Genomic DNA, 11,998 nt, shown 5'->3' with positions numbered 1-11,998 from the left:
GGCCTTTCGTCGTTCCGTTGCGGGATTCTGGGGCTGCGGGATCCTGGGGCTGCGGCGTCCTGGGCTGTGGTGCGGCCGGTTCAGCGGGGTGCGGGTGTGCCGCGGCGCGGGCCGTGGGCGGCGATGGCGGCGCGGTAGTGCTCGGCGGTGGCCCGCGCGGTGTGCCGCCAGGTGAACCGGCCGAGGACCCGTTCCAGCGCGGCGGCGGCGAGGCGTTCACGCAGCGGGGCGTCGTCGAGCAGCCGGCCCAGGGCGACGGCCAGCGCGCCGGCGTCGCCCGGCGCGACGGCCAGACAGGTCTCGCCGTCGGGGCCCGTGACCTCGGGGATGGCGCCGCCGGTGGTGGCGACCAGCGGCGTGCCGGCGGCCATGGCCTCGGCGGCCGGCAGGCAGAAGCCCTCGTAGAGGGAGGGGACGCAGGCGAGTTGGGCGCCCCGCACCAGGTCGGCCAGCTCGTCGTCGCTGACGCCCTTGACGAACTCGACGGCCGCGCCCAGGCCGAAACGTTCCAGCGCCTGGTGGACGGGGCCGGCCGCCGGGCGGTTGCCGACCACCACCAGGTGCGCCTCCGGGTGCTCGGTGCGCAGCTTGGCCAGCGCCTCCACCAGGTGGACCAGGCCCTTGAGCGGGGCGTCGGCGCTGGAGGTGGTGACGATCCGGCCGGGCACCCTGGGCACGGACGGGTCGGGGTGGAAGACCCGGGTGTCGGCGCCGATCGGCACCACGGAGACGCGCTCGGGCGGCACCCGGAAGTCGTCGACGATCTCGCGGCGGGAGGAGCCGGAGACGGTGAGCACGTTCGGCAGCCTGCGGGCCACCCGGCCCTGCATCCTGGTGAACGCGTACCAGCGGCGCACCGCGTAACGGCGGCGGCGGTCGTCGGCCGCCGCCAGCTCCAGGCGGCGGTCGACCGTGATCGGATGGTGGATCGTGGTGACCAGCGGCAGCCCGAGCCGCCCGCTGCCCAGAAGGCCGTAGCCGAGCGTCTGGTTGTCGTGCACCACGTCGAACTCACCCCGGCGCGCGGCGAGTTCGCGACGGGCGCGGAGGGAGAACGTCAGCGGCTCCGGAAAACCGCCGGTCCACATGGTGCCGACCTCGACCAGGTCGATCCAGTCCCGGTACTCGCCGCGCCGGGGCGTGCGGAACGGGTCGGGCTGTCGGTACAGGTCCAGGCTGGGCAGCTCGCGCAGCGTGACGCCGTCGTCGAGCACGGGGTACGGCTGGGCGCCGATGACCTCGACCCGGTGGCCGAGCGCCGCCAACTCGCGGGAGAGATGGCGGACGTAGACGCCCTGACCGCCGCAGAAGGGGTTGCCCTTGTAGCTGAGCAGGGCGATCCTCAGCGGGCGCTCAGCCCGGGTCTCCGCCACACACGCCCCCTCCGGTCGACCGCGAGCCGCTTCGCGATTCTGTCGCACCCTCTTCGCACCTACTCGCGGGTACGCACACTACTCGCCCGTCGACGGGTGGTATTGCGGCGGGTGGGGCGATTATCACCCTGCGGGTGAGCTGGGCACCAGGCTGCCTCGGGCTGCGGGGCGCGGCGGCGCGGGGCGCGGCGGCGCGCGCCGGAGCGGGGGCGGGCGCGGCCGTCCGGCGCGGGGCGCCGGTGCGGGGCCGCGCGCCTGCGCGGGGCGGGGCGGGGCGGTACGGGGCCGCGCGGCGGGGCGGTGACGGTCGCCGGGCATCGGAGCCGCCGGGCGCCGGGCGCCGGAGATATGGGGCACCGGGCCGAACGGAATGCCGAGCACCGGACACGGTGAAACCCGCCGGGGACCCGGCCGAGCGCCGAGCGCCGCGTGGAGCGGTACCGAGCACGGTGAAGGGCGCCCGGATCGGCGGTCGGGCGCCGTCCCGACAGCGTGGGGGAACGGCGGCCGGGGGCTCGGGTGCCGAGGCCGTTAGAGTGAGCCCGATCAGTTCACTCACGAGCGGGGGAAGCCGGTGCGAATCCGGCGCTGACCCGCAGCCGTGATCGTGCCGCCCGCACCGGGCGTGCGCGTGAGCCGGAACGCCCGCCGTGAAGGGCACTGGCCACGGTCGCCGGACGGCGACCGGCACCGTCGAGGAGTACGGCGTCGCGCCCGTGCCGTCGGGCGCCGTGCGCGCCGGGCGGCCCTCGCGTCGTCGGCCGGCACAGCGAAAGGCTTCCGCGTGTTCTTCCCCCGCAGCCCGCTCAGGGGCGCGCCGCGAGGCGCTGCCTCCGACCACGCCACGGCGCGCGCGACGGCGCGCGACAAGGACACGCGCCCGGCGTTCACCCCGGCGACGGTGCGCGCGCCGGCGTGGAGAACGCGGGCCGCGCTGGTCGCGGTGGCCGCGCTGACCGGGACGGCCGCGCTGGCGCCGTCGGCCGTCGCCGACGAGTCGCCGGCCCCGCCGCCCGCCGAGGCGCCCGAGGGCCTGTTCGGCGACGCCGACCCGCAGTACGACGGGGTGTGGCGGCAGTCCTACGCGCTGCTCGCGCAGCACACGGCCGGCTACACGCCGGGCGAGGAGGCCGTCGACTGGCTGGCCGGACAGCAGTGCGCCGACGGCTCGTTCCTCCCGTTCCGCGCCGACCCCGAGCAGCCCTGCGCCGACGTCACCGCCTCCGACTCCAACGCGACGGCCCTGGCCGTGCAGGCGCTGGCCGCCGTCGGAGGGCGGCAGGACGCCGTGGACGCCGGAGCCGCCTGGCTGACCGGCGTGCAGAACGAGGACGGCGGCTGGGGGATCAACCCCGGCACCGCGAGCGACGCCAACTCCACCGCCGTGGTGATCGGCGCGCTCGCCGCCTCCGGCAACGACCCGGCCGCCGCCGAGCGCGCCGGCAACTCCCCCTACTCCGCGCTCGGCACCCTCCAGCTCGGCTGCGAGGCGCCCGACGACCAGCGCGGCGCCTTCGCCTGGCAGCCCGACCCGGAGTCGGGCGACCTGTTCGGCAGCGACATGGCGACCGTGGACGCGGTCCTCGCCGCGTACGGCAGCGGGCTGCTGGTCGACCCGGAGACGCCCGAGGCGCCGGTGACCCCGTTGGACTGCGGGGGCGGCGACGCCGACGCCGACGCGGAGGACGAGGACGAGGGCGGGGAGGAGTCGGACAGCTCCGCCTCGGAGACGGCGGACGAGGAGCCGCTCAGCCCGCAGGCGCGCGCAGGTTCGGCGGGGGCCGCGCAGCTGGTAGGCACGCTGGAGAGCGGCGAGAACCACCTGGAGTCCACGCCGCCCGGCGGCGAGCCGCAGCCGGACTTCGCCAGCACCGCGCGCGCGGTGCTGGCGCTGGCGGCCGGCGGCCACGCGGAGGAGGCGATGGCGTCGCTGGAGTGGCTGCGCGCGCACCACGGCGAGTGGGACGGCTACGCCTCCGACCCGACGGCGGTCAGCCTGCTGGTCCTCGCGGCGCACGCGACCGGCGGCACCGGCGAGGACTTCGGCGGCACCGACCTGCTGGAGCAGCTGGGCCGCCTCGGACCGGCGCCTGACTCGTCGCCGGGCGACGAGTCGGGATCGGGCGACGGCGACGACGCGGACGGCGGGTCGAGCCCGCTGCCGTGGATCATCGGCATCGGCCTGGTCGCCGGCATCGGCGTCGGCGTGCTGCTCAGCTTCCGCCGCCGGGCGGCGGAGAACGGCGCGGAGAACGGCGCGGGGCGCGACGCCGAGAGCGACGCCGTGGACGGCGGCTCCCCGGAGAACGGCGCCGCCGGGCCGGACAGTGACGGCACCCGTTCCGAGAAGGCCGCCTCGGAGGAGAGCGGGCCCGGCGCGGACGGCCCCGACGAGGCCGAGGGCTCCGAGGGCTCCGCGGGCCCCGGGAGCGGGGACGCCGAGGGCGAGCGGCGGCCCGAACAGCCGTGAGCGGCGGCAAGCACGGGCGGCGGCTCCGCATGGCGGGCGCCGCACTGGCCTCGGTGATCGCGTCGCTCGCCGGCCCGGGCGCCGCTCTCGCCGTCGCGGACGACGGCGCGGAGAACGCCTACCGCTACTGGTCGTTCTGGTCCTGGGAGACCGACGGCGAGGGGTGGGTCTACGCGGCCGAGGGGCCGGGAACGTTCCGGCCCGGCGCCGGGGACCTCGTCGGCCTCCGGTTCGGGGTCAGCGGTGAGCGGGACGACCGGCGGGCGCCGCGCGGCGGGGCCACGTACGCCGAGATCTGCGGCGCCGAGGCGGCCGAGCCGAGCATGGCGCTGGTGCTGGACTTCGGCACCGCCGAGGAGGCGCCGGGTGGTGCCGCACCGCCCGAGCCGCGCGCCGAGTGCGTGCCACTGCCCGAACGGGCGACCGTGGCCGAGGTGTTGGCGGAGGTCGCGCCGCCGCTGCGCTACGACCAGGCGGGGCTGCTGTGCGGGATCGCCGGCTATCCGGTCAGCGGCTGCGGCGATCCGGTGGACGAGGGGAACGGGCAGAACGAGGGCGGCGAGGAGAACGCGGCGGGGGACGGCGGCGGATCGGTCGGCGTTCCGCTGCTGGTCGGGGTCGGGGCGGTCGCGCTGCTGGGGTTGGCCGGCTGGGCGCGGGCGCGGCGGCGCGCGGAATGAGCGACGTGGTGGGGCCGGGGGCCGCCGACGAGGGCCGGCGGGCGCTCGGCTCGTTGCGCGCGCCCCTGGCGCACCGGAGCAACGCCCTGCACGCCGGCGCGTGGTGGCTGTGGGCGCTGGGGCTGGCGACCGCCGCCTCGCGCACCACCAACCCGCTGCTGCTCGGGCTCGTCGTGGCGGTGGCCGGCTATGTGGTGGCGGCGCGCCGCACCGACGCGCCGTGGGCGCGCGCCTTCGGCTTCTTCCTGGCGCTGGGCGCCGTGGTGGTGGCGGTGCGGGTGCTCTTCGCGCTGCTGCTCGGCTCGCCGATCGGGGGCAGCGAGGTGCTGGTGACGCTGCCCGAGGTGCCGCTGCCCGACTGGCTCGCCGGGGTGCGGCTGGGCGGCCGGGTGACGGCCGAGGCGCTGTACTTCGCGTTCTGCGACGGGCTGCGGCTCGCCGCCCTGTTGATCTGTCTGGGCGCCGCCAACGCGCTCGCCGACCCGGGGCGGCTGCTGAAGTCGCTGCCGGGCGCGCTCTACGAGATGGGAGTGGCCGTGGTGGTGGCCATGCAGTTCGCGCCCCGGCTGGTGGCCGACCTGGTGCGGATGCGGACCGCGCAGCGCCTGCGCGGGCGTGCGGACCGTGGCGTGCGCTCCCTGGTGCGGGTGGCGCGCCCGGTGTTGGAGGGCGCGTTGGAGCGTTCGGTGGCGCTGGCCGCCGCGATGGACGCCCGGGGATACGGGCGCACCGCTGCCGTGTCGCCCGCGGTGCGGCGGGCCACGCACGGGCTGCTGCTCGGTGGGGCGCTGGGCGTCTGCGTGGGCGTCTACGGGCTGCTGTCGGCGGAGGGCGCCGGGTTCGGGCTACCGCTGCTGCTGGCGGGGGTGGCAGCCGCGGTCGCCGGGCTGTGGCTGGGCGGGCGGCGCAGTCCCAGGACCCGTTACCGTCCGGACCGTTGGGGCGCGCGGGCCTGGCTGGTCGCCGGCGCGGGCGCCGTCGCGGCGGCCGGCGTGATCGTGGCGGCGCGCGCCGATCCGGGCGCCCTCACGCCGGCGGCGGTGCCGTTGACCGCGCCGACCCTGCCGTTGGGCGCGGCGGCCACGGTACTCGTCGGCCTGCTGCCGGCGCTGGTCGCCCCGGTGCCGGCGAAGGCGGGCGCGCGGCGTCCGGCCCCCGTGGCCGCGGAACGTGGGGAGGGCGCGGCGTGATCCGGTTCTCCTCCGTGTCGGTGCGGTACGGCGAGGACGCGCCGCCGGTGCTCGCCGGCGTCGATCTGACGGTGCCGGAGGGCGAGTTGTGCCTGCTGGTCGGCCCCTCCGGTGTCGGGAAGTCCACGCTGCTGGGGACGGTCTCCGGGCTGGTCCCCCACTTCACCGGCGGGACGCTCGGCGGCGAGGTGACGGTCGCCGGCCGGTCGACGGCCGACCATCCCCCGCGTGAACTGGCCGACGTGGTCGGCACGGTGGGCCAGGACCCGGCGGCGCACTTCGTCACCGAGACCGTGGAGGACGAACTCGCCTACGGCATGGAGTCGTTGGGGGTGCCGCCCGACGTGATGCGGCGGCGGGTCGAGGAGACGCTCGACCTGCTGGGCCTGGCCGAGCTGCGGGACCGCCGGCTGGACGCGCTCTCCGGCGGGCAGCGGCAACGGGTCGCGATCGGCTCGGTGTTGACCCCGCACCCCAGGGTGCTGGTCCTCGACGAGCCGACCTCGGCGCTGGACCCGGCGGCGGCCGAGGAGGTGCTGGCGGTGCTCCAGCGGCTGGTGCACGACCTGGGCACCACGGTGCTGCTGGCCGAGCACCGGCTGGAGCGGGTGGTGCAGTACGCGGACTCGGTGCTGCTGCTGCCGGGCCCGGGGCGGGCGCCGGTGCTGGGCGCGCCGGCCGAGGTACTGGAACGTTCCCCGGTGCGGCCCCCGGTGGTGCGGCTGGCGCGGGTGGCCGGCTGGTCGCCCGTTCCGCTCTCGGTGCGGGACGCGCGCCGGCGCGCGACCGGGCTGCGCGAGCGGCTCGCGAGCCGGCGCCCGCCGAGCCCGCGCGCTCCGGCGGCGGGGGGCGCCCCGCTGGTCGAGACCGAGGGCTTGGTGGTGCGCCGGGGCGGCGTCGACGTGGTGCGCGGTGTCGCGCTGCGGGTGGCCGCCGGCGAGGCGGTGGCGCTGATGGGCCGCAACGGGGCCGGGAAGTCGACGCTGTTGGGCGCGATGATGGGGCTGCACGCGCCGGCGCGCGGCACGGTGCGGCTGGCGCCGGCGCCCGGAGACGACGGCGGCCCCGTGGTTCCGCACCGCACGGCGCCCGGGGCGCTGCTGCGCCACGCGGGTCTGGTGCCGCAGGACCCGCGCGACCTGCTCTTCGCCGAGACCGTCGCCGAGGAGTGCGCGACGGCCGACGCGGAGGCCGGGGCCGCCCCCGGCCGCTGCGGGGAGCTGGTACGCCGGCTGCTGCCGGAGGTGGCGGAGGCGACCCACCCCAGGGACCTCTCCGAGGGGCAGCGGCTGGCGTTGGCGCTGGCCGTGGTGCTGACCGCCGCTCCCCCGCTGCTGCTGCTCGACGAGCCGACCAGGGGCCTGGACTACGCGGCCAAGGACCGGCTGGTGGCGATCCTCGACGAACTGGTGTCGGCCGGCCACGGGGTGCTGTTGGCCACGCACGACGTCGAGTTGGCGGCCGAACTGGCCGACCGCGTCGTGGTCGTCGCCGAGGGCGAGGTGGTCGCCGAGGGACCGACCGCGCGGGTGGTGACCGGCTCCCCGGCGTTCGCGCCGCAGGTCGCGAAGGTGCTGGCGCCCGAGCCGTGGCTGACCGTGGGCGCCGTCGCGCGCGCCCTCGAAGAGGGGCCGGAGTGAGAGGCACCGGGCCCCGGACGGCGCCGGTGCCGCTGGGACCGCGCTCGGTCGCCGCGCTGCTGCTGGTCTCCGCGGTCGGCGTGATGGGCTTCGGCTGGCCGCTGCTGGCCGCGCCCGGTGCGGGGCTCGCGCACTCGTCGGACGCGCCGTGGCTCTTCGCGCTGCTGCTGCCGCTGATGCTGGCGGTGGGCTGGGCGGCGATCGCCGAGTCCGGCCTGGGCGCCAAGTCCGTCGCCATGCTCGGCGTGCTGGCGGCGGCAGCGGCGGCGCTGCGCCCGCTGGGGGCGGGGGCGGCGGGACTGCAACCGATGTTCTTCCTGCTGGTGCTGGCGGGGCGGGTACTCGGCCCCGGCTTCGGCTTCGTGCTGGGCTCGGTCTCGATGCTGGCTTCCGGGCTGCTCACCGGCGGTGTCGGGCCGTGGCTGCCGTTCCAGATGCTCGCCATGGGCTGGGTCACGATGGGCGCCGGGCTGCTGCCCGGCTCCCGACGGCTGCGCGGGCGCGCCGAGCTGGCGCTGGTGGCCGGGTACGGGGCGGTCACCTCCCTGGGGTACGGGCTGGTGATGAACCTCCAGGCGTGGCCCTATCTGGCGGGCATGAGCAGCGGGATCTCGTTCGTGCCAGGTGATCCGCTGCCGGAGAACCTGGGGCGTTACCTCACCTATGTGCTGACCACCTCGCTGGGCTGGGACGTGCCCAGGGCGGTGCTGACGGCGGGGCTGGTGCTGCTCTGCGGCGGAACGGTCCTGCGCGCGCTGCGCCGCGCCACGCGGCGGGCGGCCTTCAACGCGGAGCCCCGCTTCGCGGGGTCTGCGGACCCCGCGGGGCCGTGAAGGGGCGCGGGGAACTGCGCGAGCAACCCAACACCGGGGCGCACCCGACAACCCACCTAACCAATGCGCCACCGCAGTCGCCCGCAGCCCGCCACCGCCTGCGGACGACCACCCACCTAGCCGATACCGCACCGTAGTCGCCCACAGCCCGCCACCCAGCATTCGCGCAGTTCCCCGCACCCCCGAGCGGCCGTCAAGGGGCGCGGGGAACTGCGCGAGCAACCCGACACCGGGGCGCACCCGACAACCCACCTAACCAATGCCGCACCGTTGTCGAGCGCGACCCGCCACGAATGCACCGCGCAGTTCCCCGCGCCCCCAAAGCCGCTCGCCCAGGCACCCCGCCGCGGTGGTCGCTCCGCAGAAAAGAAGATCAGCGGCCCTGGGTCAGGCTCTCCAGCAGTTCCCTGGTGGGCGGGCCGTAGACGCCCTTGGGGTCGTCCGTCACCCCGTAGGCCGACTGGAGGCGAGCGACCGCCTCCCTCGTCGCCGCGTCGTAGGTGCCGTGGGCGGGGCCCCGGTAGACCCACCGCAGTTCCCGCATCCGTTCCTGGAGTTCGACGACCTCGGGCCCCTCGTCGCCTTCCTTCAGGCTGCCCGTCGGGTCGGGGTCGGGCTCGTCGGGGTCCGGGTCGTCGGGGTCTTCCGGTTCCTCGGGGTCCTCGGGCTCCTCCGGGTCGTCGGGCGCCGGCTCGGTGGGTGGGGTGGGCGTCGGGCTGGGGCCCGTCGGCGGGGGGTCGGGCCGGTCCGTCGGCGTCGGGTCGGGCGACGGGGGCTGCTCGCCCGTCGCGTCGGCCTCCGGCTCGTCGGGCGGCGGCTCGCCGCCGTCCGGGCCGTCGGGCGCGGCCTCCGTGCCCTCCTCGGGCTCGGGCGTGTGGCCGTCGCTCTCGGTGGCGGTGCCCTCGCCGGTCTCCCCGCTGCCGTCCGGCAGGACCAGGCTGGGCACCGGCGGCAACGCGTCGGAGACCGCGCGGTCGCGGCCGGCGCCGTTGAAGAACGAGGCGGCCAGCGCGGCGCCGCCGACCACGGCGGCCACCGCGCCGCCGGCCGCGAGTGAGGCCCGGTGGCGGGAGCGCGGCTTGCGGTGCGAGGGCGCGGGCCGGGCGGCGCCCGCCGGCGCGTCGACCACGTCGGCGGTGCCCACCGCGTCGACCGGCGCGACGCCGAGCCGTTCCACGCCCCCCGCGCGCCGGCGCGCGGCAGCCGCCGTCCTGGGGTGGCGTTCCTCCTCCAGCGGGAAGAGCGCGACGTCGGCCGGGTCCGGTTCGTGTTGCGGAGGGCCGACGGGGCGGGAGAGCGAATGGGTCAGGCAGTCACAACTCGGCTCGCCACTGGGCAGCCACAGGCGGCCACAGATCAGACAGTCGAGCCGGTCCGTCACCGCGCCTGCCCTCCCGGTCGGTTGGCAGCGATTATGCACCACCCTTATGGGTGAACGTGGGCCAACTTACTGAAGAAGCCGCGCGGGGCAAAAGCCGCCAAACTGGCCGTGGGGCCGCCCCGTTCCGGCCCTCTCGAACGCCGCCGCCCATGCCAGGAGACGCCCATGGCCACGGGGCCGTCCCGCGCCGATTCCGCGATGCCGCCGCCCCCGGACAGCCGGGCCCGCGGCCGGCTGCTGTTGTCGATGGGTGCTCTGTTGCTGGGGTTGTTCCTCGCCGCGCTGGACCAGACCATCGTGGCCACCGCGCTGCCCACCATCGTCGGCGACCTGGGGGGTCTCGACCATCTCTCGTGGGTGGTGACCTCCTATCTGCTGGCCGTCACCGCCGGCACGCCGCTGTGGGGGAAGCTCGGCGACACCCACGGCCGCAAGCGCCTCTTCCAGCTCGCCATCGTCATCTTTCTGGTGGGTTCCGCGCTGTGTGGACTCGCCCGGAATATGCCAGAGTTGATTGCCTTCCGCTTCCTGCAGGGACTGGGCGGCGGTGGCCTGATCGTGCTGTCGATGGCGATCGTCGGCGATCTCGTTCCGCCGCGTGAACGCGGGCGGTACCAGGGGCTGTTCGGTGCGGTGTTCGGCACGACGAGCGTCTTCGGGCCGCTGCTCGGGGGGCTGTTCGTCGACCATCTCGGCTGGCGCTGGGTCTTCTACATCAATCTGCCGTTCGGCGCGCTGGCCCTGGCCGTCGTGGCCGCCGTGCTGCACATCCCGACCGGTGACCGGCGGCACGTGATCGACTACGCGGGCACGGCGCTGATCGCGTCGTTCGCCGCCGGTCTCGTGCTGATCGCCTCGCTCGGCGGGACCAGCTGGCCGTGGCTCTCCTGGCAGACGGCGGGGCTCGCGGTGCTCTCGGTCGGCTGCCTGCTGGCGTTTCTGGCGGTGGAGCGCCGGGCGGAGGAGCCGGTCTTCCCGCTGGGTCTCTTCCGGGTGCGGACGTTCGTGCTCTGCGGAGCGATCTCGTTCGTGATCGGCTTCGCGATGTTCGGGGCGATGACCTATCTGCCGACGTTCATCCAGGTGGTGCACGGGGTCTCGCCGACGCTCTCCGGGGTGCGGCTGCTGCCGATGGTGCTGGGCATCCTGCTCTCCTCGACCCTCTCCGGGCAGCTGATCAGCCGCACCGGCCGCTGGAAGGTCTTCCCCGTGGTCGGCACGGCCGTCACCGCCGTGGGGCTGGTGCTGCTGCACACCCTCGACGAGCACAGCGGCGTGCTGGTGATGAGCCTGTGGTTCGCGGTCTTCGGTCTCGGCCTCGGGCTGGTGCTCCAGGTGATGATCCTGGCGGTGCAGAACGCCGTGGAGTACCGCGACCTGGGGGTGGCGACCTCGGGCGTGACGTTCGCCCGTTCCGTCGGCGCGGCCTTCGGCGTCGCGGCGCTGGGGGCCGTCTTCAACCACCGGCTCGGGGACGAGCTGACCTCGACGCTGCGCGGGGTCGACCTGCCGCCGGGCGTCGACAGGGAACGGCTGCTGCACGACCCGGAGCGGGTGGGCGCGCTGCCCGCGGCGGCCAGGGAGGGCGTGCTCGGCTCCTACGCGGAGGCGATCACCAGCGTCTTCCTCTACGCGGCGCCGCTGCTGCTGGTGGCGCACGCCTTGGCGTGGGCGCTGCGCGAGGATCCGTTGCGCGGGGGCGTGTTGGCGCACGACATGGGCGAGAGCGTGCCGCCGAGCCCGGTGGAACGCTCCTCGCGCGCGGAGTGCGCCCGCGCGCTGTCGACGCTCAGCAGCCGCGCGGGCCGGCGCGACCTGTACGCGGGGATCGCCACCGCCGCCGGAACGGACCTGCGGCCGGCCGGCTGCTGGCTGCTGCTGCGCGTCAGGAGGTACGGCTCGGCGGAGCCGGGGCTGCTCGCCGAGCGCGGTGACATTCCCCTCGACGTGCTGCTGGACGCGGCGCGGGAGTTGGAGGAACGGGGCCTGGCCGCGCGCGAGGGGCTGCCGCTGGTGGCCACCGAGGCGGGTCGCGAGCTGGCCGAACGGCTGGCCGCCGCCAGGGAGGCCGCGCTCGCCGAGCTGCTCGGCGACTGGTGGGGGCCCGAACGCCCGCGCGACCTGGCCGAGTTGGTCCGCGAGCTGAGCGCCGAGCTCGGCGGCTCCCGCACGGAGTGGCCCCGCGCCCACTGAGCGCGCGCCGGAAGCCCGCGCGCCGGCGTGCGCGCCACCCCGTCAACACCCGCCGCCCGAAGGACTTCTCCGGTGAACGCTCCCGGAACGCGAAGGTAACGCGCCTCTGGTGGGGTGGCGCGACGCGGCCCACGTTTTGTACCCTACGGAAACAAAGTGGCCCCGCCCGATCCCCGACCACCCGGGCGGGACCACTGGCTTTCTCGCCCCCCACGCCAGGCCACTGACCGAACTCTCC

The 11,998-nt window shown here is 76.3% G+C and carries 8 protein-coding genes and 1 riboswitch; of the genes, 6 read left to right on the top strand and 2 right to left on the bottom strand.

Features of this window, described 5'->3' with window-relative positions:
- Positions 1-80 precede the first annotated feature (80 nt).
- Positions 81-1,373: a glycosyltransferase family 4 protein gene (locus FH715_RS03745; protein WP_246108527.1), complete on the bottom strand. Its 1,293-nt coding sequence runs from the start codon at positions 1,371-1,373 to the stop codon at positions 81-83.
- A 531-nt stretch (positions 1,374-1,904) separates the two neighbouring features.
- Positions 1,905-2,040: riboswitch (cobalamin riboswitch) on the top strand.
- Between the two features lie 117 nt (positions 2,041-2,157).
- Between FH715_RS03745 and FH715_RS03740 the strand changes: the two genes are divergently transcribed.
- From FH715_RS03740 to FH715_RS03720, 5 genes are read left to right on the top strand one after another with little or no spacing between them, the layout of a single operon-like run.
- The gene (locus FH715_RS03740; protein WP_246108526.1) at positions 2,158-3,843 is read left to right on the top strand and encodes an SCO2321 family membrane protein; all 1,686 of its coding nucleotides are present in this window, start codon (positions 2,158-2,160) and stop codon (positions 3,841-3,843) included.
- 29 nt (positions 3,844-3,872) lie between these two features.
- Positions 3,873-4,523 (top strand): SCO2322 family protein, encoded by a 651-nt coding sequence (locus FH715_RS03735; RefSeq protein WP_139640609.1) that lies wholly within the window; start codon positions 3,873-3,875, stop codon positions 4,521-4,523.
- Positions 4,520-5,713 carry an energy-coupling factor transporter transmembrane component T gene (locus FH715_RS03730; RefSeq protein WP_139640607.1) on the top strand — a complete coding sequence of 398 codons (1,194 nt, stop codon included), beginning with the start codon at positions 4,520-4,522 and terminating at the stop codon, positions 5,711-5,713. Before FH715_RS03735 ends, FH715_RS03730 begins: the two co-directional genes overlap by 4 nt.
- Entirely contained in the window at positions 5,710-7,353 is a 1,644-nt protein-coding gene (locus FH715_RS03725; protein ID WP_139640605.1) for an ABC transporter ATP-binding protein, read from the top strand. The genes FH715_RS03730 and FH715_RS03725 overlap by 4 nt, the downstream gene beginning before the upstream one ends.
- Positions 7,350-8,186: an ECF transporter S component gene (locus FH715_RS03720; RefSeq protein ID WP_246108525.1), complete on the top strand. Its 837-nt coding sequence runs from the start codon at positions 7,350-7,352 to the stop codon at positions 8,184-8,186. The genes FH715_RS03725 and FH715_RS03720 overlap by 4 nt, the downstream gene beginning before the upstream one ends.
- Before the next feature lie 373 nt (positions 8,187-8,559).
- Here FH715_RS03720 and FH715_RS03715 read toward each other — a convergent pair whose 3' ends face one another.
- Positions 8,560-9,567, bottom strand: a complete 1,008-nt coding sequence (locus tag FH715_RS03715) for a peptidoglycan-binding protein (RefSeq protein ID WP_139640603.1) — start codon at positions 9,565-9,567, stop codon at positions 8,560-8,562.
- 165 nt (positions 9,568-9,732) lie between these two features.
- Between FH715_RS03715 and FH715_RS03710 the strand changes: the two genes are divergently transcribed.
- On the top strand, positions 9,733-11,760 hold the full coding sequence (locus FH715_RS03710; protein WP_139640602.1) for an MDR family MFS transporter: 2,028 nt from the start codon (positions 9,733-9,735) through the stop codon (positions 11,758-11,760).
- Positions 11,761-11,998 lie beyond the last annotated feature (238 nt).

It is taken from the genome of Streptomyces sedi, from assembly GCF_006335015.1.
GTDB classification, from domain to species: Bacteria; Actinomycetota; Actinomycetes; order Streptomycetales; family Streptomycetaceae; genus Streptomyces; species Streptomyces sedi.
The sequence above is the reverse complement of the archived record's forward strand: the minus strand, read 5'-3'. Positions and strand labels throughout refer to the sequence as shown.